At 56.0% G+C, this 20,067-nt stretch carries 20 protein-coding genes and 1 pseudogene; 18 read left to right on the forward strand and 3 right to left on the reverse strand.

Going from position 1 to position 20,067, the window contains the following annotated elements; all coding sequences use genetic code 11:
* The first annotated feature begins 48 nt into the window (after positions 1–48).
* The 3 genes from AC2FND_RS10985 to AC2FND_RS10995 all read left to right on the forward strand — a co-directional run bounded on the left by AC2FND_RS10985 (position 49) and on the right by AC2FND_RS10995 (position 2,019).
* Positions 49–576, forward strand: a complete 528-nt coding sequence (locus AC2FND_RS10985; RefSeq protein WP_480484374.1) for a superoxide dismutase family protein — start codon at positions 49–51, stop codon at positions 574–576.
* 112 nt (positions 577–688) lie between these two features.
* Positions 689–1,393, forward strand: coding sequence for a CoA transferase subunit A (locus AC2FND_RS10990; RefSeq protein WP_209505579.1), 705 nt, complete (start codon positions 689–691; stop codon positions 1,391–1,393).
* Complete coding sequence (locus AC2FND_RS10995; RefSeq protein WP_267363038.1) at positions 1,393–2,019, forward strand: CoA transferase subunit B; 627 nt, start codon at positions 1,393–1,395, stop codon at positions 2,017–2,019. The genes AC2FND_RS10990 and AC2FND_RS10995 overlap by 1 nt, the downstream gene beginning before the upstream one ends.
* Before the next feature lie 38 nt (positions 2,020–2,057).
* Here AC2FND_RS10995 and AC2FND_RS11000 read toward each other — a convergent pair whose 3' ends face one another.
* Positions 2,058–2,924 (reverse strand): lytic transglycosylase domain-containing protein, encoded by an 867-nt coding sequence (locus tag AC2FND_RS11000; RefSeq protein ID WP_496769710.1) that lies wholly within the window; start codon positions 2,922–2,924, stop codon positions 2,058–2,060.
* A gap of 353 nt (positions 2,925–3,277) precedes the next feature.
* Between AC2FND_RS11000 and AC2FND_RS11005 the strand changes: the two genes are divergently transcribed.
* From AC2FND_RS11005 to pdeM, 15 genes are all read left to right on the forward strand, one after another.
* Positions 3,278–3,508 carry a Flp family type IVb pilin gene (locus tag AC2FND_RS11005; RefSeq protein WP_267363034.1) on the forward strand — a complete coding sequence of 77 codons (231 nt, stop codon included), beginning with the start codon at positions 3,278–3,280 and terminating at the stop codon, positions 3,506–3,508.
* Between the two features lie 324 nt (positions 3,509–3,832).
* Positions 3,833–4,063: a hypothetical protein gene (locus tag AC2FND_RS11010; RefSeq protein ID WP_480507752.1), complete on the forward strand. Its 231-nt coding sequence runs from the start codon at positions 3,833–3,835 to the stop codon at positions 4,061–4,063.
* A gap of 291 nt (positions 4,064–4,354) precedes the next feature.
* Entirely contained in the window at positions 4,355–5,233 is an 879-nt protein-coding gene (cpaB, locus tag AC2FND_RS11015) for a Flp pilus assembly protein CpaB (protein ID WP_209505569.1), read from the forward strand.
* Positions 5,234–5,427: 194 nt separating this feature from the next.
* The gene (locus AC2FND_RS11020; RefSeq protein ID WP_496769712.1) at positions 5,428–6,834 is read left to right on the forward strand and encodes a type II and III secretion system protein family protein; all 1,407 of its coding nucleotides are present in this window, start codon (positions 5,428–5,430) and stop codon (positions 6,832–6,834) included.
* A gap of 17 nt (positions 6,835–6,851) precedes the next feature.
* On the forward strand, positions 6,852–7,475 hold the full coding sequence (locus tag AC2FND_RS11025; protein WP_480507746.1) for an OmpA family protein: 624 nt from the start codon (positions 6,852–6,854) through the stop codon (positions 7,473–7,475).
* Positions 7,476–7,696: 221 nt separating this feature from the next.
* On the forward strand, positions 7,697–8,932 hold the full coding sequence (locus tag AC2FND_RS11030) for a CpaE/TadZ family protein (RefSeq protein WP_480484367.1): 1,236 nt from the start codon (positions 7,697–7,699) through the stop codon (positions 8,930–8,932).
* Positions 8,933–8,955: 23 nt separating this feature from the next.
* Entirely contained in the window at positions 8,956–10,401 is a 1,446-nt protein-coding gene (locus AC2FND_RS11035; protein ID WP_209505559.1) for a TadA family conjugal transfer-associated ATPase, read from the forward strand.
* Positions 10,402–10,412: 11 nt separating this feature from the next.
* Positions 10,413–11,381: a type II secretion system F family protein gene (locus AC2FND_RS11040; protein WP_496769715.1), complete on the forward strand. Its 969-nt coding sequence runs from the start codon at positions 10,413–10,415 to the stop codon at positions 11,379–11,381.
* Positions 11,382–11,391: 10 nt separating this feature from the next.
* Positions 11,392–12,375, forward strand: coding sequence for a type II secretion system F family protein (locus AC2FND_RS11045; protein ID WP_267363022.1), 984 nt, complete (start codon positions 11,392–11,394; stop codon positions 12,373–12,375).
* A gap of 6 nt (positions 12,376–12,381) precedes the next feature.
* Positions 12,382–12,966, forward strand: a complete 585-nt coding sequence (locus AC2FND_RS11050) for a tetratricopeptide repeat protein (RefSeq protein ID WP_480507738.1) — start codon at positions 12,382–12,384, stop codon at positions 12,964–12,966.
* Between the two features lie 29 nt (positions 12,967–12,995).
* On the forward strand, positions 12,996–13,847 hold the full coding sequence (locus AC2FND_RS11055; RefSeq protein ID WP_480488512.1) for a tetratricopeptide repeat protein: 852 nt from the start codon (positions 12,996–12,998) through the stop codon (positions 13,845–13,847).
* A 3-nt stretch (positions 13,848–13,850) separates the two neighbouring features.
* A complete protein-coding gene (locus tag AC2FND_RS11060) occupies positions 13,851–14,396 on the forward strand; it encodes a prepilin peptidase (protein ID WP_480488513.1) in 546 nt (181 codons plus the stop codon).
* Between the two features lie 117 nt (positions 14,397–14,513).
* Positions 14,514–15,821, forward strand: coding sequence for a DUF8689 domain-containing protein (locus AC2FND_RS11065; RefSeq protein WP_209505546.1), 1,308 nt, complete (start codon positions 14,514–14,516; stop codon positions 15,819–15,821).
* A gap of 40 nt (positions 15,822–15,861) precedes the next feature.
* Positions 15,862–18,273 carry a ligase-associated DNA damage response DEXH box helicase gene (locus tag AC2FND_RS11070; RefSeq protein ID WP_496769719.1) on the forward strand — a complete coding sequence of 804 codons (2,412 nt, stop codon included), beginning with the start codon at positions 15,862–15,864 and terminating at the stop codon, positions 18,271–18,273.
* Positions 18,274–18,313: 40 nt separating this feature from the next.
* On the forward strand, positions 18,314–18,976 hold the full coding sequence (pdeM, locus tag AC2FND_RS11075) for a ligase-associated DNA damage response endonuclease PdeM (RefSeq protein ID WP_496769721.1): 663 nt from the start codon (positions 18,314–18,316) through the stop codon (positions 18,974–18,976).
* A gap of 2 nt (positions 18,977–18,978) precedes the next feature.
* Here the strand turns inward: pdeM and AC2FND_RS11080 are convergent, their stop codons facing one another.
* Both AC2FND_RS11080 and AC2FND_RS11085 read right to left on the reverse strand, forming a co-directional pair.
* A complete protein-coding gene (locus AC2FND_RS11080) occupies positions 18,979–19,572 on the reverse strand; it encodes a LytTR family DNA-binding domain-containing protein (RefSeq protein WP_496769723.1) in 594 nt (197 codons plus the stop codon).
* Positions 19,573–19,956: 384 nt separating this feature from the next.
* Positions 19,957–20,067: pseudogene (locus AC2FND_RS11085) on the reverse strand (bifunctional methylenetetrahydrofolate dehydrogenase/methenyltetrahydrofolate cyclohydrolase); the annotation flags it as partial.

Below are 20,067 nucleotides of genomic sequence, written 5' to 3' on the forward strand. Positions count from 1 at the left end.
TGGACTGACGCGATACAGGATTGCGTTGTTCAGTAAAGGAGTTGAGACATGTTCAGAACCGCCATTCTTGTTGCGGCGATAAGCGTTGCGGCTGCCACGCAGGGCCAGGCCGCGCATCACGTCAAGTCCGCCACAGCCGAAATCATCAACGCGCAAGGCGACGTCATTGGTCAGGCGAAGGCGACGCAAGGGCCCAATGGTGTTCTGCTGCACGTGCGCGTCACAGACCTGCCGCCGGGAAAACATGGGTTGCACCTGCACAGCCATGGTGTCTGCGAGGCCGGCGAAGGGTTCAAGACGGCCCAAGGCCATGTTGGAAAAGTTGAAGGCGCACATGGTCTGCTGAACCCTGAAGGCCCCGAGCCCGGCGATCTGCCCAATCTATATGTGGGACAGGATGGCGTGGGCGAGATGGAGGCCTTTACAAACCTGGTTTCGCTTGAGGGTGACGGGAACACATTGCTGGATGCGGACGGGTCAACTTTCATCATCCACGAAGCTGGCGACGATCACATTAGCCAGCCCATTGGCGGTGCTGGCGGGCGCATCGCCTGTGGGATCCTGATCGCCGACTGACACTATTGTCAGCTGATCTACCGTAGAAATACCTGAACCTTCTGGTTTTATTGACTTCCCCATGACGTGGCGGCACAACCTGCCCATCACCATGACATTGGGGGAGTTTTCCATGAAGAAAGTCTATGCCAATGCCGCCGAGGCACTCGATGGGGTGCTGACGGATGGCATGCTGATTGCCGCGGGCGGGTTTGGCCTGTGCGGCATTCCCGAACTGTTGCTTGCTGCCATCCGGGATTCGGGCGTCAAGGACCTGAGCTTTGCGTCGAATAACGCCGGTGTGGACGATTTCGGTATCGGCATCCTGTTGCAGACCAAGCAGGTCAAAAAGATGATCAGCTCGTATGTCGGCGAAAACGCCGAATTCATGCGTCAGTATCTGAGCGGCGAGTTGGAACTGGAATTCAACCCGCAAGGAACACTGGCCGAACGGATGCGCGCCGGTGGTGCCGGTATTCCCGGGTTCTACACCAAGACGGGCGTCGGCACCGTGATTGCGGAAGGCAAGGAGCACAAAGATTTCAACGGCGAGACCTATATCCTTGAGGAAGGCATTTTTGCCGATCTGGCTATCGTCAAGGCCTGGAAAGCTGACGACACCGGCAATCTGGTGTTCCGCAAGACCGCCCGCAACTTTAACGTGCCCGCTGCCACCTGCGGCAAGATCTGCGTGGCCGAAGTGGAAGAGATTGTTCCGCGCGGCTCACTGGACCCGGACAAGATCCACCTGCCCGGCATCTATGTGCATCGCATCATTCAGGGCGATCACGAAAAGCGCATCGAACAGCGCACCACCCGCAAGAAGGAGGATGCATAATGCCCTGGGACCGCAATCAGATGGCCGCACGCGCGGCAGAGGAACTGGAAGACGGCATGTATGTGAACCTCGGCATCGGGATTCCGACGCTGGTGGCGAACTATGTGGGCGACAAGGACATCACTCTGCAATCGGAAAACGGAATGCTGGGTATGGGCCCTTTCCCGTATGAGGGCGAAGAAGACCCGGACCTGATCAACGCGGGCAAACAAACGATCACCGAACTGTCCCGCACTGCCTATTTCGACAGCGCCACATCCTTTGCGATGATCCGGGGCGGCAAGATTGCTGCTGCGATTCTGGGTGCTATGGAAGTGGATGAGAAAGGCGACCTGGCAAACTGGATGATTCCCGGCAAGCTGGTGAAAGGCATGGGTGGCGCCATGGACCTGGTTGCGGGCGTTGGGCGCGTGATCGTGGTTATGGACCACACCAACAAGCACGGTGAAAGCAAGGTCCTGAAGGAATGCACTCTGCCACTGACAGGCAAGGGTGTCGTGGATCGCATCATCACTAATCTGGGCGTTCTGGACGTGGTCGAGGGCGGATTGAGAATCGTCGAACTGGCAGATGGTGTCAGTGAAGACGAAATGCGCGCTGCGACCGAAGCGACAATCGTCGGCTGAACAAAAGAAAAGGCCCGCCGGATCGAGGCGGGCCTTTTTCAATTTGAGGTCTGGAACACGCACCCATCTGAAATCAGATCCGGCGGTGTCGCGCACAAAGCCCGCGCGATCTGGAAAGCGGCCAGAACCTTGGGGACATAGTCTCGGGTTTCGGCATAAGGCGGCACGCCGCTGTGTTTGCGTACAGCCCCCTCACCCGCGTTGTAACCGGCCAGAACCAGAATCGGATCATTCCCGAACTCTTCCATCAGCCAGTTGAGGTATTTCACGCCCCCGGCGATGTTCTGCGAGGGTTGCAGACTGTCCTTAACGCCAAAGCGGGCAGCTGTGGCGGGCATCAATTGCATAAGCCCCTGCGCGCCGGCCGAACTGACGGCATCTGCGCGACCGGCCGATTCAACCGAAATGACGGCCAGCACCAGCGCTGGCGACACATTGGTTCCCACGGTTGACCGCAAAATCTCGAGCCCGCGTTCTTTTGCTATGTTTTGCAGAGCTTGCAGCCGGGGCGATCTTACATTCGTCGCCGCCAGCGCGTTTATCGCAGCATCAAGCCGCCCGGCCCCGCTTTCATCAATGTGTGGTGAAATGCGGTCCCAGAATGCCTTGTACGACCCTTTAGGGTCAGGCGCGGCACCGATTCCGGGCACTGTTGGCTGAACCACTTTGGTTCTTGCTATGATTTCTGGAACCACCAGTTCCACCCCTGTACTGGGGGCTGAGGGCTTGGCCGCGTGTTCCTCGGGGGTGATCTGAATCGTCACGCGAGGACGCTCACCCGGCTTGGGAGCTTTGATCCGCTTGTAAACTCCGCGCGGCTCAACCTCGGTCGCATACCCGGGTGCGACACCAGATAGTAGAAACGCCAGTACACCGGCGCATTGAAGTGCGTTCCGGAGAGTCATGTGCCTGCCTCATGTATTCTTTTTACGCGATTTGAACCGCGAATCTTCGCCCAAAGCCAGAAAAACAAAGCGAATTGGGGCAATTTCGCCTCATTTGGCGTAAATTTGCACCGCTACAGAGCGCTTGGCATCAATCAAAGAATTTTTTTTTGCCTTATTTACAAACGCTTACGCATTTAGTGACTAAAAAGTTAAGCCGCGCGAAAAAAAATCTGTGTTTGGCCCAATTCCTGCCACGCACAACAGGCAAACATTAATCCATACCGAGACGGACATGAGCGGACTGAGAGAGAAAGCTCTGAAGAACGCCGAGGTTTGTTAAACTCTTTTTGATCCTTTAGGAGGGACGTAACATGATCAAGTTCATCAAGAACTTCCGCAAAGACGAAGACGGCGCAGTAACAGTTGACTGGGTTGTTCTGACCGCAGCAGTCATCGGCCTGGCAGCCGTTGCGTACAACCAGATTGAGCAAGGCGCGACTGGCCTGGCCACTGGTGTGAACACCGCACTGAACGCCGCATCGCTGAGCACTGGCGACAACACCGGTGCCGAAGGTGGTATCACCACAGCAGGCACCAACTAATAAACGCCTGCTTTAGAATGAATTCTGGCCGCGCCCTTTTGGGCGCGGCCATTCTTTTTGGGGGCGACAGATTGGTTCCATGCACAACCTTTGTGTTTCCTCTGAGACCACCGGAAGCTGTTTTGAATAGCACCCAAGTATTTTCTCTCTCATAAATACATCTTCGCATTCATGACAGAAGCAGCAAATCAGAGTCCCAACATCTGACGAGAACTTCAGGATGTTCAAATAAAATCAATATTTAGCCTAATTTCCGCCACCAGAGTTTCTCAGTTCTGTGCAAACATGATGCGCAAATTGGGAAAGTCATTCAGGGAGACAGCGATGGTCAAGTTCCTAAAGTTCTTTGAATCCAGCGAGGACGGTGCGGTTACTGTAGACTGGGTCGTCCTTACAGCCGCAGTTATAGGACTGTCCGGTGCTGCGTATGGCGTAATCGACGCGGGTGTAACCGGCATGGGTGGCGGTGTTAACGAAGCAATGAGTACCGCCGTCGTAAGCACAGGCACAAATAACGATGCTAATGCTGGTATAATCACGGCAGGAACCAACTGAACCTCAGTTGGTTTTCACGTTAACTGGGTTTTCTGAATCCTACATTGAAAATGTTTGGGCATACAGCGCTGCGACCTTCACAGGCGCGGCGTTTGTTTTGCTTGGTTCAACCCAGCTCATCGTGAACAAAAAACCTCAGCAGTTCCGCGGCAATGTCCAAAACTCACGCAGAATCTAACAAGCAGACATTTTTGTCCCACATTTCGACACAATTTACATTTAACACTTGGGCTGTTTCAAAGCGGCCCTTTGGCCGCTTAGTATTCGACTAAATAAGAAAGAGGTGCATGTATGCGAGCGGTATTCGGACTTGTCCTGATTGTCGGCGTTGCTCTGGCTGGGGGCGCCGTTTACATGGCGCGCAACTATATTGCGGCTTACCAAAGCGAACTGGCGCGACAGAAACAAGCGGCGGAAGAAGCGCTGGCCAACGCCAAAGTCGATGTCATTCCAACGGTAACTGTTTACGTTTCAAATCGTGCGCTGAAATATGGTGAACGCCTGACGCAGGAAGACGTTCGTGCCGTAGACTGGCCAGAAAACGCGATTCCCGCAGGTACATTCTCTGATCTCACTGTGCTGTTTCCCGAAAGTGGTGCCAATGAGCGTTATATTCTGAGGACCATGGAAAAGGATGAGGCGATTATGGAGGTCAAGATTACACGGCCAGGCGAATCGGCTGGCCTGACCTCGCGACTTGAAAAAGGTATGCGCGCCTTTGCGATCAGCGTCGACGTGGCCTCCGGTGTTTCAGGGTTCCTGCGCCCCGGCGACAATGTTGACATCTACTGGACCGGATCGAGCGGCACCGTCGAGGGCAATACCGGCGGCATCACCAAACTGATCGAAGCCAACGTTCAGCTCATCGCCGTCGACCAGACCGCTGGTTCGGACGTCGCAAGCGCAACGATTGCGCGCACAGTCACGGTCGCAGCCACACCGGAACAGGTTGCTGCGCTGGCGCAGGCCCAGAACACCGGTCGCCTGTCACTGGCTCTTGTAGGGGTGCAGGATGACTCAGTTGCGTCGACAATCGAGGTGGATCAGCGCAAACTGCTTGGAATTACGGCAGCCGCACCGGAACCCGAAAAAGAAGTTGAACAGGTCTGCACGACGCGCATCAGACGCGGTGGCGAGATTGTCAACGTGCCTATCCCCTGTACAAATTGACGCCAATTCAGAGTGTTACAAGATCGGAGCCGCATCTCAGATGCGGCTCTTTTCTTGTTGTTGTTGCCAATTCTCCACATAAGGAAAATTCCAGAAACCATTGATTATTGCAATAAATTCGGATTTCGCGCAGTCTCTTTGAACATAGGGCATAAGACCCAAAAAAACGAGGCGTGATCGGAGAGGCAGGTCACATGACAATACGTTCCTGGATCAGCGCAACCCTGCTGGGGTTGTCGCTTGTTATGGGCCCGGTCGGCGATGCCGCCTGGGCTGAAACCCTTCGCGTGGTAAAAAAGGGCACGGTGGAAACACTGGATGTACCAATGAATCGCGCGATTGTTGTGGAAAGCGAACAACCGTTTGCAGAGCTCAGCATTGCCAACGCAGGCATTGCGGACATCTCATCGCTTTCGGATCGCACAATCTATGTTTTGGGTAAGGCCCCGGGCCTGACCACGCTGACACTGTTCGATGGCGCGGGAAATCTGCTGGCCAACGTACGTGTCCGGGTTGCACCCGATGTAACCGAATTTAAAGAGCGTCTGCGTCAGATCCTGCCAAACGAGCAGGTGGAAGTGCGCACCGCCAATGATGGGATTGTGCTATCCGGCACGGTTTCAAGCGCAGCCAAACTGGCCCGCGCACTTGAATTGGCTGAACGGTACGCGCCGGAACGTGTTTCGAACCTGATGTCCGTTGGTGGCGTGCAGCAAGTTATGCTGAAGGTACGCTTCGCCGAGATGAATCGCTCAGTCGCGAAAAGTCTGTCGGCTTCGCTTGGATTCGGCGGCAGTGACGTAACCGGTGGCCTCAATACGCTCAACAACCAGTTAGCACTTACCAACGCATTGGCCAATAATATACCGGCAGTTCAGGCCAATACGGGTGCGATCCTGTTTGGCTTCGGCGCCGGCTCAACCCAGGTTCGATTGTTGCTGGAGGCGCTTGAAAGCAAGGGGTTGGCCCGCAGCCTGGCCGAACCGAATCTGTCGGCGCTGTCTGGACAGGAAGCAACGTTCCTGGCAGGTGGTGAGGTTCCGATCCCGGTGCCGCAGGATGACGGTGTTGTCGGAATCGAGTACAAAGCCTTCGGCGTCGAAATGGACTTCATCCCACGGGTCGTGGACGGCAACCTGATCAACCTCGAAATGGGAACAGCGGTTTCCACTATCGATCAAAGCTCGGACTTTACGATCAACGGCGATTCAGTCCCCAGCTTTATTACTCGCCGGGCGTCGACGACTATTGAATTGCGCGACGGTGAAAGCTTTGCCATTGCAGGGCTGATACAAGACGATTTTGCTGATTTGAGCAATCAGGTTCCCTGGCTGGGCGACGTACCAGTTTTAGGTGCGTTGTTCCGCAGCGCTAACTATCAGCGGCAACAGACTGAACTTGTGATTATCATCACAGCGCATCTGGTAACACCGACACGTGGCGAGGCACTTGCCCTTCCCACTGATCGTGTCAAACCGCCCAGTGAATTTGACCTGTTCGTGAATGGTCGGGTTGCTCGTACACAGCGTCCCGGAGCTGGCGGAGCGTCCGAAATTGCCAAACAGGATTTCGGCAGCTCGTACGGCTACGTCCTAGATTGATCAGGAGGATAGGACCAATGCAGAAGTGGATCATCACACTGGGTCTTACGGTCGCCGTTGCCGCATGTGCGCGCGAAGCCGGATACGAGATCGATGCCGGAACCTTCGGAAACGCGACATTGAACAATATTCAGGTTCAAAACGGCGAGTTGACATATGCTCAGATTCTCGGTCGCAGATTTGCCGCAGATGTGCCCAGTCAAGTGAACTTTGCCTTCAACAGTTCGCAACTGGACGCATCAGCCCAACGCATCCTCCTGCAGCAGGCTGACTGGATCAAACAGTTTCCCGAAGCCAGGTTCCGGGTTTACGGGCATACAGACGCCGTAGGCTCAACAAGCTACAACAAGAGCCTTGGGATGCGCCGTGCACAGGCAGTCGTGGCATTCCTGGAACGGCAAGGGATCTCGCGCTCGCGCCTGGAAGCCGTTGTATCTTATGGAAAAACACAGCCATTGATCGCAACACCGAACCGGGATCGTCGCAACCGCAGGACTGTAACCGAAGTTTCGGGCTTTGTTGATCGACACCCACAACTGCTGGACGGCAAATACGCCAACGTCATCTACCGCGAATACGTCGAAAGTGCGGCCTGGAAGACCGTGATCGGGGACGTGACTGCGACGGATACGACGAACTAGTGCCGTTAGCTCTGGTGGATAATACAATCAGAATGGGCGACATCGTCGCCCATTTCCCTACAATTGGTTCTTTTGCGCCCAATTCTTGCCCAACTTCAAAGCAACATTGTGAACAATAGGGTGACCTGCGGCCAAATTTGACCGTATTGGGGCGACAGCACATCAATCTGGCGGAATTCGTTCATATGACATGCTGAGCCCTCACGACGAGGATAGTGTTTATGACCAGCGCAACGCCGCAAGACGAAAATTCTGCAATCCTGGCCTGCACCATAAGCCGGGATGTCCAGAATTTTGACCTTCTGATTGAAGACATGGAAACCATTCTGGGCGAGCGCTGGGGCGACCTGGGCTTTGCCGAAGCGCTGGCCTTTTTCAGCCAGCCAGAAGCCGAAGCGCTTGAATTCGTTGCATTGGCAATCGACGGGGAAGATGAAGACAACCTGTCATTGATGGGTGAAATCATCACGCGGGCCAAGGAAAAGAAGATCAAGGTCGTCCTGATCGCCGAAGACGTCACACCAGCTTCGCTCCACCAATTGCTGCGCAAGGGCGCGGACGAATTTGTCCCCTACCCGCTGCCGGAAGGTGAATTGCAGGAAGCGGTCGAACGCATGAAGCAGCCCGATCCGGTTGTCATGGCGCAAGCAGCAGCTGTTCCATTGGCAAATGGCGAATCGAAAGAAGGCGCGTTGTTCGTCGTTCAGGGACTTGCTGGTGGCGTGGGATCCACGACTTTGGCGGTAAACCTGGCCTGGGAACTGGCCTGTGCCTCGGACAAGGATGCCCCGTCTGTCTGTCTGATCGATCTGGATCTGCAATACGGCACGGTTTCAACCTATCTGGACCTGGCACGCCGCGAGACGGTGTTCGAAATGCTGTCGGATACGGATTCGATGGACAGCGAGGTTTTCTCACAAGCTCTTCAAACTTATGAAGAAAAACTTCAGGTCCTGACTGCACCATCCGACATGGTGCCATTGGACCTGATTACCCCCGAGGACATCCAGCGCGTGATTGACGTGGCGCGCACACATTTCGACTATGTGGTTGTGGATATGCCCAAAACGCTGGTCTTGTGGTCGGAAACGGTCTTGCAGGCGGCGCATGTATATTTTGCAATGATCGAGCTTGATATGCGATCGGCTCAGAACGCCCTGCGCCTCAAGCGCGCATTGCAGGCCGAAGAACTGCCCTTCAACAAGCTGCGCTTTGCGCTGAACCGCGCCCCCAAATTCACCGATTTGAATGGAAAAAGCCGCGTGAAACGTATGGGGGAAAGCCTTGGCATCTCAATTGACCTGCTGCTGCCTGATGGGGGCAAACCTGTCATGCAAAGTGGCGATCATGGCCTGCCGCTGGCAAATTCGGCCGCCAAGAACCCGCTTCGCCGGGAAATCGCGAAGCTGGCCAAATCACTTCACAGCCTTGGCAGCAGCAGCGCTGAAGCTGCGTAACATCATCCCAAGGGGGGATCGCCGTGTTCTCAAGATATAAAAAACAGCCAGCAGCGCAGCCGGTAAAAGCAGCTGCGCAGCCAGCCGAGACAGCGGCACCCGCCGCACAAGCTGCCCCCACCCCCGCAGCAACTGCCGTCGCACGCAGACCTCAGAAGAAAGCCGCCGAGGTTGCTGGGGCCGACCGTGATCGAAAGCGCAAAGAACGGTTGAGTGAGATCAAGATCGAACTGCACCGCGAGTTGCTGGAAAACCTGAACCTCGCGGCTTTGGAGACCGCGGCCGAAGCGGAACTGCGGGCTGAAATCAGCGCGATCGCCAGCGAAGTTCTGGAAACCAGGAACATCGTTCTGAATCGCGACGACCGATCGCAGCTGAACAAAGAACTTTATGACGAAGTAACAGGCCTTGGCCCGCTTGAGACGCTGCTGCAGGACGATACGGTCAACGATATTCTGGTCAACGGACCGCATCAGATATTCGTGGAACGTGCCGGCAAGCTGGAAATCAGCGACATCACGTTCAAGGATGAAAAGCACCTGATGCGGATCATCGACAAGATCGTGTCTGCGGTAGGCCGTCGAGTCGATGAATCCAACCCCTATGTTGACGCCCGACTGGCCGATGGATCGCGTTTCAACGCCATGGTGCCCCCTATCGCGGTTGATGGGTCTCTGGTTTCGATTCGTAAGTTCAAAAAAGACAAGCTGGGTATTGATGATCTGGTCAATTTCGGTGCGTTCACCGAGGAAATGGCCGCCTATTTGCAAGCTGCCGTGTCGACCCGCCTGAACGTCATTGTGTCGGGCGGTACCGGTTCTGGTAAAACGACCACACTCAACGCTTTGTCCAGCTTTATCGACGATGCCGAACGCATCCTGACCATCGAGGATACAGCGGAACTCCAGTTGCAACAGACGCATGTGGGCCGGATGGAAAGCCGCCCGCCCAACGTGGAAGGCAAAGGTGAGGTCAGCCCGCGCGACTGTCTGAAAAACGCCCTGCGTATGCGCCCTGACCGCATCATCGTGGGCGAGACACGCGGCGCCGAGGTGATCGACATGTTGCAGGCCATGAACACTGGTCACGACGGTTCGATGACCACGATCCACGCGAACTCGGCCCGTGACGGGATTTCACGTCTGGAAAACATGATCGCGATGGCCGGCATCGAAATGCCCATTAAGGCCGTCCGCAGCCAGATCGCAAGCGCTGTAAACCTGATCGTTCAGGCCAGCCGATTGCAGGACGGTTCGCGCCGGATGACCTCGATCACCGAAATTACCGGTATGGAAGGTGACGTGATTTCAATGCAGGAAATCTTTCGTTTTCAACGTGTTGGCCTTACACCTGACAACAAGATCATCGGTCACTTTACGGCAACTGGTGTGCGCAGCCACTATTCGGAACGCTTCCGTCTGTGGGGTTTTGATCTGCCCGCATCCATCTACGACCCAACCACAATGTAGGAGAACCGGGTATGCAATTGCCTATGGAGGCGATCATCTATGTCGCCATCTTTGTGGGGGTTCTTGCCCTGGTCGAGGGCATCTATCTGGTTGCGTTCGGCAAATCCATCAGCCTGAACAGCCGGGTAAACCGGCGTCTGGACATGCTGGAAAAGGGTGCCGGGCGCGAACAGGTTCTGGAGCAGCTGCGCAAGGAAATGCAGCAGCACATGAAATCACAGAGCATCCCTCTGTATTCTCTGCTTGCTGACAAGGCTCAAAAAGCCGCGATTGCGTTTTCTCCCCGTCAGCTGATCATGATCATGGCGCTGGTCTCGGCCATGGCGTTTGTCGGTCTGAGCATCGGTACCGCGACAGAAACGGCGCTGCGCGCCGCGATTTCAATCGCCATCGGTATTGGCGGTGTTTACGCGTGGGTGAACCACAAGGCCAAGAAACGTATGGGCATGATCGAAGAGCAACTGCCTGACGCGGTTGAGCTGATGGTGCGTTCGCTTCGTGTGGGTAATCCTTTCGTTTCGACAATTCAGGTTGTTTCCAACGAAGTTCAGGATCCGCTGGGAACCGAGTTTGGTATTATCGCGGATGAATGCGCCTATGGGCGCGATGTGGGCGAGGCGCTCAAAGATATGGCTGAACGTCTGGATATGCAGGATTTGCGGTTCCTGGCCGTTGCAGTGGGTATTCAGCAGCAGTCCGGTGGTAATCTGGCCGAAATTCTGGCTGGATTGGCACAGGTGATCCGCGCGCGGTTCCGCCTGTTCCGACGCGTCAAGGCCATCACGGCCGAAGCACAGTGGTCCGGCAAGTTCCTGTCTGGCTTCCCAATTGCGTGTCTGATTTTCATCCTGGTCAAGGATCCGGGGTATTATGACGAAGTGTTGGATCACCCCTGGTTCATCCCTGCGTGTTTCATTGTCGGCATTTTGCTGACACTGAACCTGATCGTCATGAAGATCATCACCAACATCAAGGTCTGAGGGCAGCACAATGGAATTTCTGACCAACATCAATGACCTGCTGACCCAACACCTGGGTGAGTTCGGCCCCCTTATCGTAGTGGGTGTACTTGGCCTGATCATGGTTCTTGTCGCCGTCTCACTGATTATGAGCCAGCCGGAAGATCCTCTGAAAAAGCTTCAGCGGTCGAATGCAGCCCCACGGGCAACGAAAAAAAGCAAGAAAGAGCAACTGCGTAACTCCAGCCGCAATGAGCAGCTTGAGAAATTCGCGACCTTCCTGGAGCCGAAAAACGAAGAAGAGTATTCGGCGGTTGAGCTGAAGCTGCGTCAGGCGGGTTACCGGTCAAAAGATGCGGTCCGGTTCTTTCACTTTGCGCAATTTTCGCTGGGTATCATTGGTATCGTTGTCGGTGTTCTGCTGATTACGGTCCTGTCAAACGGCCAGGAATTCACCGGCCAGCAAATGATGATCCGGGTGTTCGTGCCAGCCGCAATTGGTTATTTCGCCCCGAAGTACTGGATCACGCGCCGGGTCGAAGCACGCAAAGAGGCGATTACCGCAGGTTTTCCGGATACGCTTGACCTGATGCTGGTCTGCGTTGAGGCCGGGCAGTCACTGGACCAGGCCATCGTTCGTGTGTCCGGTGAAATGAAATCCTCCTACCCCGATATCGCTCAGGAATTCGAAACCGTCGCACACGAGATGAAAGCCGGTAAGGACAAAGACACTGTTTTGCGCGATTTCGGAGTGCGCTGCGGCGTACAGGACGTGAACTCATTCGTCACCGTGATGATCCAGTCGGCGACTTTCGGTACATCCATTGCCGAGGCATTGCGGGTATACGCCGCTGAAATGCGCGACAAACGCGTGATGCGGGCCGAAGAGGCTGCGAACAAGTTGCCTACCAAGATGACTCTTGTCACAATGATGCTGACAGTTCCGCCACTGCTGATCATTCTGGTCGGCCCGTCGGCGAATGTCATTTCGAGTTTCGGGCGTGCGGGCGGATAAAACCCTATGAAAGCTGAATTCAGGTGCTTCCCTTCCGGGTTTCGCCGAATACTTAAGGCCACCGTGGTTTGCGCCATGGTGGCTTCTTGCACAGAAGGCCTGACACCAAACGGACTGGATGCGCCGGGAGTTGATCCCAGGGGACAAGCAGAAGACAATATCGAGGTCGGAAACCGGCTGATGGCTGCCGGTGAATACGAACTGGCGCTTGAGACCTTTACCCGTGCCGCGTTGGATCAGGGCATGACGACACAGGTCCTGACTTCTCTGGGTACCGCCAATCTTGGGTTGCGGCGTTTAGGGCAGGCCGAAGAACTGCTGCGCCGCGCCGTGGAAGACGATCCGGATTGGCCTGTTGCATGGAATAATCTGGGCGTTCTGCTGATGGAGAAACAGGAATACCCCGAAGCGGCGCAGGTCTTTCAACGGGCTTATGCGCTGGACAATGGCGAAAGTGACGCAATCCGCGACAATCTGCGCTTAGCGCTCGCAAAAATGGAAAATCCTGTTAATAATATCCCGCAAGAACAACAAGAATTTACACTGGAGCAGCTTGGCGACGGGCAATTCGCGCTACGCAAGATCCAGTAATCGAGGCAAGAGCAGTAAAGGACGCAAAAATGCGCCAGCAATTCTTGATTCCGACTGTTATTATCAGCGGTCTGTTCCTTTCGGCATGTGCAAAGGAAACCGAAGAGGAAAAGGTGGAACGTACGTTTCAGGAAGTGAACGTCATTGACGAAACCAACCTGAACGATGTGTTGTTGAATGCCGCCGACCCGAACGAGGCGGTGACCTATTTTCACGGTGCCGCACTCAAAAACCCTGATCGCATCGACCTTCAGCGCGGGCTGGCAATATCCCTGGGTCGCGCAAAACGCACCACCGAAGCGGCAGCAGCGTGGAAGCGCGTGACGACAATGAAGGGTACGAACGCCGCGGACAAGGTCGAGTACGCCGATGCGCTAGTGCGAAATGGCGACTGGTCTCAGGCCAAAACCGTTCTGGATTCGGTTCCCCCGACATTCGAAACCTTCAAACGCTACCGCCTTGAGGCGGTGGTCGCGGATTCCCGGAAAGAATGGAAGCGGGCTGATCATTTCTATGAAACGGCCGTAGGGCTAACCACCCGCCCAGGCAGCGTGATGAACAATTGGGGGTACTCGAAGCTGACCCGCGGCCAGTATGCCGAAGCCGAACGCCTGTTCACCGACGCAATTCGTCAGGACAGCTCTTTGTTCACTGCCAAGAACAATCTGGTGCTGGCCCGGTCAGCGCAGGGCAACTACAGCCTTCCGGTGGTTCCAATGACCCAGGTCGAACGGGCCCAACTGTTGAACACGATGGGGATTTCCGCAGTCAAGCAGGGCGACGTAGAAACCGCGAAAAACCTGTTCCGCGAGGCCATTGCCACCCATCCGCAGCATTTCGATGAAGCGGTCCGGTCGCTTCGTGCGCTTGAAGAGGCCTGACACATGCAAATCCCCGCTGCGGCGGCGGCATGGTTCCTGCCCTTTGTGCTGCCGATCTGCTTTTACGTGGCCTTTACGGATCTGCGTGAGATGCGGATCAAGAACCATGCAGTAGTTGCCCTGGCTCTGATTTATGTCGTGGTCGGGCTGATTGCTATCCCACCGTGGTCCACCGGCGCGGTTAGCGGCCATCTGCTACTGATCAATGTGTCGATGCCGATCTATTTCTGGCACCTTCTACATATCCTCGTGGTGTTGATTTTCGGCATTCTCCTGAACGCTTCGGGAGCGATGGGTGCGGGCGACGCGAAATTTCTTGCCGCATCCGCGCCGTTTGTCTGGCTTGGCGATCTGAAGCTGGTTCTGCTTATTCTGACCGCCTGTATTCTGGCCGCTGTGGTCACGCACCGTTTGGCGAAAATCACAAGGTTGCGTACCATTGCTCCACATTGGGAAAGCTGGGATCGGGGCAAACAGTTCCCCATGGGGTTCGCACTGGGTGGATCGCTGGCCATGTATCTGATTCTGGGTACTGTTCTCGGTTCGTAAACTATCATCAGCGCGCCTTGCCGCTGCCTTTGTCCCGCCACAAAGCTGGGTCACTTTTCCTTCAAGTCGCCCTTATTCGGGCAATTGGCGTTACAATTTGACGAACGAGCACCGCGCATGAATATGCAGACTTCCTCTGTTATGGCCCCCCCTGCCCCGAAGGGGTTAGGCGAAATGAAGCTTCCGCTGGTGATGATGCGGGACATCTTGCTGAAGACCATATTCCGCAAGAATGCGAGCACAGTGTCAGAAGTTTCAGCAGCCATATGTCTGCCCGGCGCAGTCACGCAGGAACTGATCGATATCGCGCGCGAGCAAAAGCTGCTTGAGGCTACGGGGACGCTGAACGCCAACAGTGGCAACGAGATGGGATATCAGCTGACTGATGCCGGCAAGGCCCGCGCACTGGATGCCCTCAGCCAGTCCGAGTATTTCGGTGCGATGCCCGTCCCGCTGGACGTCTATCGCGAGCAGGTCAAGCGCCAGTCGATCCGCAACATTCAGGTCACGCGCGACCAGCTGACCAATGCGATGGGGCACCTGGTTCTGCCCGACAGCCTGCTGGATCATCTGGGCCCGGCGGTCAGCGCAGGCCGGTCGATCCTGATGTATGGACCGCCGGGCAACGGTAAGTCGTCCATCTCGAACGGCATTCGCGATGCGTTGGGGGACAATGTCTATGTCCCCTATGCCATCGAATATGCGGGTCAGGTGATCACGGTCTACGACCCGATCGTGCATACCGCGATCGAGCAGGAAGCCGACGACCCGAACAGCCTGCGCCGCCGCAAGCGGTTCGACTCACGCTATGTGCAGTGTGAACGCCCGACCGTGGTTACCGGCGGCGAACTGTCGCTTAGTATGCTGGACCTTGTCTACAACCCCACGGCAAGAACCTATCAGGCACCGCTACAGCTGAAATCCACGGGCGGCATCTTTATCGTGGACGACCTTGGCCGTCAGGCCGAACCGCCGCAGGCGCTGGTCAACCGCTGGATTGTTCCACTGGAAGAAAACAAGGATATCCTGGGCCTGCAATCGGGTGAGAAATTCGAAGTTCCATTTGATACGCTGGTCATCTTCTCGACCAACTTCCACCCGAACGAGATCTTTGACCAGGCAGCCCTGCGCCGGATTTTCTTCAAGATCAAGATCGACGGTCCGAATCAGGAGAACTTCCTGAAGATTTTCGCCATGGTTGCGCGTAAACGCGGGATGCCACTGGATGAGGCGGCGCTGGTGCATCTGCTGAAGGTCAAATACCCGACCATCAACAACATCTACGCCAACTATCAACCGATCTTTCTGATCGACCAGATGATCTCGATCTGCGAGTTCGAAGGCATCCCCTATCAGATGAGCCCCGAACTGATCGACCGGGCCTGGGCCAACATGTTCGTCAAAGACGAGAAAATCGTCAAATAACGCCGTGCCATTACCACTCCGGGGCGGGTAGTCTGCGTTCATGACGCAGATTCCCGCACGGATTGCCGCGTGGTTTTCCACCAAAGGCTGGTCCATCCACCCGCATCAGCAAGAGATGTTCGACCGCGCATGCAGCCCGGCGACACTGCTGATTGCGCCCACCGGTGGCGGCAAGACCATGGCCGGGTTTCTGCCGTCGCTGGCTGAACTTGCGGATGCTGATCACAATGGATTGCACACAATCTATGTCTCGCCGCTCAAGGCGCTGGCCGCCGACATAAAACGCAATCTGCGCACCCCCGTGGATGAGATCGGCCTGCCTGTCAGGATCGAAGACCGAACCGGTGATACCTCGGCCACGCAAAAGAAACGCCAGCGGGCCGATCCGCCGCATATCCTGTTGACCACGCCGGAAAGTCTGGCGTTGCTGACCTCGTACGAGGATGCCCCGCGAATGTTTGAAGGGGTGCAGCGGATCATTGTCGATGAAATCCATGCACTGGCTGAAAGCAAGCGCGGGGATCAGCTGATTCTGGCGCTGGCGCGTCTGCAACGCCTCAATCCCGATCTGCGCCGCGTCGGGTTGTCGGCGACGGTGGAAGATCCTGCTGCGATTGCCCGCTTTCTGGCCCGCCATCCTGATCCCTGCCAGATTGTACAGGCCGACCCCGGCCCGGACCCGGATATCCGAATGCTGGAAACGCCACAGATGCCACCCTGGTCTGGTGGTGGCGCGGCTTATGCCATCCCAGCTGTGCTGGAGCAGATCAAGCATCACAAGACCACGTTGATCTTTCACAATACGCGCGCCCAGGCCGAGATATTCTTTCACAATCTTTGGCTGGCCAATGATGACGGTCTGCCCATCGGTATCCATCACGGCAGTCTGGACCGACAACAGCGCGAGCGGGTCGAGGCGGCGATGGTTCGGGGGGACTTACGCGCCATCGTCTGCACCGGTTCGCTGGATCTGGGCATCGATTGGGGGGATGTCGATCTGGTGATCCAGATCGGCGCGCCCAAGAATGTCAAACGGCTGGTGCAAAGGATAGGACGGGCCAACCACCGCTATAACGCACCTTCCAAGGCGCTTTTGGTGCCTGCCAATCGCTTCGAAGTGGTCGAATGCGTCGCCGCGCTAGAGGCCGCCAAAGCCCATGAATTGGATGGGGAACCCCGCGGTCGCGGCCCGCGCGATGTTTTGTGTCAGCATATCCTGATTGCCGCCTGTGCCGGGCCGTTTAACGCAAATGATCTATATGCCGAGATGACATCCGCCGGGCCTTACGCTCAGCTGAAGCGGGCAGAGTTTGACGCCTGCCTGAATTTCTGCGCCACCGGCGGCTATGCTCTGCAAGCCTATGATCGCTGGCAAAGGTTGCAGCAGCGTACCGACGGGCAATGGCAGTTGCGCGACCCACGCGCCGCATCGCGCATTCGTATGAATCTAGGCACTATTCAGGACACGGATACGCTCAAAGTTCGTCTGAAACGTAACCGGGGCGGCAAACCTCTGGGTGAGGTTGAAGAAGCATTCGCTGCCTCGCTGACGCCCGGCGACACCTTCCTGATCGGCGGGCAAATCGTGCGGTATGAGGGACTGCGCGAGATGGTGGTCGAAGTCTCGCGGCGCGCAGACCGAAAGCCAAAGATTGCGACCTTTTCGGGCACGAAATTCGCAACCTCCACGCAACTCAGCGACCGCATTCTGCGCATGTTTGCCCAAACTGACTGGCCACAGCTTCCCCCTCATACGGCTGAATGGCTGGATTTGCAGCGCCAGATGTCCCGCCTGCCCCAGCGTGATCGTCTGCTGATCGAGAGCTTTCCCAGCGATGGGCGTGAACATCTGTGCGTCTACGGATTCGCTGGTCGCAACGCGCAACAAACACTGGGCCTACTGCTGACCAAACGGATGGAGGAAACCGGACTGGCCCCGCTGGGATTTGTCGCCACGGACTATGCCACGCTGATCTGGGGTCTGGACGCAGTTACCGATCCTCGCCCGTTGCTTCAACCCGATGCGCTGCGCGACGGGCTGGACACCTGGCTGGCAGGTAACGCCGTTATGAAGCGCACGTTTCGTGCATCGGCCACCATTGCGGGTCTGATCGAACGCAACATGGCAGGGCAACGCAAAAGCGGGCGGCAGGCTACGTTTTCGTCAGATATCCTGTATGACACCTTGCTGAAATACGATCCCGATCACCTATTGATGCAGATCACCCGCGAAGAAGCCATGCGCGGGCTTGTCGATTTCGGTCGGATCGAAACAATGTTGGCCCGAATTGGCGACAGAATCGATCTGGTGCGGCTCGAGCGTGTCTCGCCCTTGTCAGCACCACTGTTTCTTGAGGTTGGCAAAGTGCCGGTGAAAGGCAGTGCCGAAGAAAGGCTTCTGGCGGAAGAAAGCGCGCGTCTGCTGCAAGAGGCGGGGTTGGAACAGCTTTGATCTGCTTGCGCCGGGTGCTGAAACAGGTCAAGAACGTATCATGAACGAACTTGAGTTTCCGTTTGCGGGTCAGTGCTTGTGTGCTTTGCCGTCCGGTGCGCTTTGGTGGCCAGACGAAAGCTTGCTGTGCGTGTCGGACCTGCACTTGGGCAAATCCGAGCGCGTGGCGCGGCGTGGTGGGCCTTCGCTTCCGCCTTATGACAGCCGTGAAACGCTGGACCGCCTGAAGGATGATCTGGCGCACACGAACGCCAAAACCGTTGTATGTCTGGGCGACAGCTTCGACGATCTTGAAGCTGCCCGGGCGCTGCCAAAATCAGAAATGCTGAGGATCGCGACCTTACAGTCCGGACGTGAGTGGATCTGGATTGAGGGGAACCACGATCCCGGTCCTATCGAGCTGGGTGGAACCCATCTGTTCGAATGGCACCGTGGTCCGCTTGTTTTCCGTCATATCGCGCAGGATCCCGCGCGAGGCGAAGTTTCCGGCCATTACCATCCAAAAGTCCGGGTCAGGATCAAGGGGCGTCATATTTCACGGCCCGCCTTTCTGCTGAACGATCATCGCCTGATACTTCCGGCATATGGCACCTTTACCGGGGGGCTGCGCAGTTCGGATCATGTGCTGTCGGCACTCATGGGATCGCAGGCGATGGCGATCCTCACAGGCCCGCATCCTCACTTGATGCCAATGCCGCGATAGGTTCAGATCAGGCCGTCCTCTTCCAGCATGGGTTTGTATTTCCGGCTGACCGGAACCAGATCGCCATTGACCAGTTTCAAAAAGGTTTTACCACCTTTTCTTTCGACACTTACAATGGACGCGTCGGTAACCCAATGCGAACGGTGCGAACAATGGCCCGGGACAGGTTCCATTTCGGCTATGGCATCCGTGAAACGCGACCGAAGCGTGAAGATACCTTCTGAAGTGACAACATCTACATTGTGATCCCGAACGGTCAGGCGATAGATTTTCCCGTTGAACCTGGGTGGCAAACGTTTGACAAGGCGTGGTTTTTCAGGATCAGATTCAGTACTTGCCGCAGCATTCAGATCGTTGCGCTGAACAAGCATCAAGCCAGTCGCGAACAAAGCGCCATAAACCACAACCCTTTCGGCGTCCGGTGCCATATATCCACCACAGGTGAAAAGAACCCAGGCCAACATCCAAAGTGAGGGCGTGAACAATGCCAGGGTCAAAGTAACAAATGCCAGGTCCCGCGCCGGAACATTCAGGAAAACGGGATTCTTCCGCATCAGCTTTCTGGCAAGCCCGGTCACCATCAAAGCAAGGACCATCACTCCGGCCCAGAATACAAGCCGCAATCCAAATGACAGGTCAGAATCAAGGAAGGGTGGAAACGCATATGCAAGTAAAGGAAGAAAGACCAAACCCGCTACCACACGCTGCAGCGAAAATGCCTTCTGGATTATACTTATTTTAGACGTCATACCGCTTTTGTGCATGAATTAGCATAGCTCAACCCGAATGCGTCAGACACAACAGTGTCTTCACCTGTAACCAACTGGGATTACAGGGATATCACGATTTGTTCGGCTGTCAAACCCATTCAGGGCGCTTTGTCCATGCAGTCAGGGGGCAGTCAGGGAGCGATTTGGCTGGAACTTTGCCTGCCAAAAAAGGGGGCCGGTCCGAAGGGTCCGATCCGGCCCCCGCGTATATCACGCGGTCAGGCCTTCTGGTTCGGGGAGTTTGTTTGCGCGGCAGCAGGCGGTGAGGGTGTTGGCCAGCAGGCAGGCGATGGTCATGGGGCCGACGCCGCCGGGGACCGG

This window comes from Ruegeria sp. BHSB056, assembly GCF_059613305.1.

What these genes read in the sequence shown, in the direction of transcription:
- AC2FND_RS10985 (WP_480484374.1), top strand. Translation starts at nt 49, where the DNA reads ATGTTCAGAACCGCCATTCTTGTTGCGGCGATAAGCGTTGCGGCTGCC.
- AC2FND_RS10990 (WP_209505579.1), top strand. Translation starts at nt 689, where the DNA reads ATGAAGAAAGTCTATGCCAATGCCGCCGAGGCACTCGATGGGGTGCTG.
- AC2FND_RS10995 (WP_267363038.1), top strand. Translation starts at nt 1,393, where the DNA reads ATGCCCTGGGACCGCAATCAGATGGCCGCACGCGCGGCAGAGGAACTG.
- AC2FND_RS11000 (WP_496769710.1), bottom strand. Translation starts at nt 2,924, where the DNA reads ATGACTCTCCGGAACGCACTTCAATGCGCCGGTGTACTGGCGTTTCTA.
- AC2FND_RS11005 (WP_267363034.1), top strand. Translation starts at nt 3,278, where the DNA reads ATGATCAAGTTCATCAAGAACTTCCGCAAAGACGAAGACGGCGCAGTA.
- AC2FND_RS11010 (WP_480507752.1), top strand. Translation starts at nt 3,833, where the DNA reads ATGGTCAAGTTCCTAAAGTTCTTTGAATCCAGCGAGGACGGTGCGGTT.
- cpaB (WP_209505569.1), top strand. Translation starts at nt 4,355, where the DNA reads ATGCGAGCGGTATTCGGACTTGTCCTGATTGTCGGCGTTGCTCTGGCT.
- AC2FND_RS11020 (WP_496769712.1), top strand. Translation starts at nt 5,428, where the DNA reads ATGACAATACGTTCCTGGATCAGCGCAACCCTGCTGGGGTTGTCGCTT.
- AC2FND_RS11025 (WP_480507746.1), top strand. Translation starts at nt 6,852, where the DNA reads ATGCAGAAGTGGATCATCACACTGGGTCTTACGGTCGCCGTTGCCGCA.
- AC2FND_RS11030 (WP_480484367.1), top strand. Translation starts at nt 7,697, where the DNA reads ATGACCAGCGCAACGCCGCAAGACGAAAATTCTGCAATCCTGGCCTGC.
- AC2FND_RS11040 (WP_496769715.1), top strand. Translation starts at nt 10,413, where the DNA reads ATGCAATTGCCTATGGAGGCGATCATCTATGTCGCCATCTTTGTGGGG.
- AC2FND_RS11045 (WP_267363022.1), top strand. Translation starts at nt 11,392, where the DNA reads ATGGAATTTCTGACCAACATCAATGACCTGCTGACCCAACACCTGGGT.
- AC2FND_RS11050 (WP_480507738.1), top strand. Translation starts at nt 12,382, where the DNA reads ATGAAAGCTGAATTCAGGTGCTTCCCTTCCGGGTTTCGCCGAATACTT.
- AC2FND_RS11055 (WP_480488512.1), top strand. Translation starts at nt 12,996, where the DNA reads ATGCGCCAGCAATTCTTGATTCCGACTGTTATTATCAGCGGTCTGTTC.
- AC2FND_RS11060 (WP_480488513.1), top strand. Translation starts at nt 13,851, where the DNA reads ATGCAAATCCCCGCTGCGGCGGCGGCATGGTTCCTGCCCTTTGTGCTG.
- AC2FND_RS11065 (WP_209505546.1), top strand. Translation starts at nt 14,514, where the DNA reads ATGAATATGCAGACTTCCTCTGTTATGGCCCCCCCTGCCCCGAAGGGG.
- AC2FND_RS11070 (WP_496769719.1), top strand. Translation starts at nt 15,862, where the DNA reads ATGACGCAGATTCCCGCACGGATTGCCGCGTGGTTTTCCACCAAAGGC.
- pdeM (WP_496769721.1), top strand. Translation starts at nt 18,314, where the DNA reads ATGAACGAACTTGAGTTTCCGTTTGCGGGTCAGTGCTTGTGTGCTTTG.
- AC2FND_RS11080 (WP_496769723.1), bottom strand. Translation starts at nt 19,572, where the DNA reads ATGGTCCTTGCTTTGATGGTGACCGGGCTTGCCAGAAAGCTGATGCGG.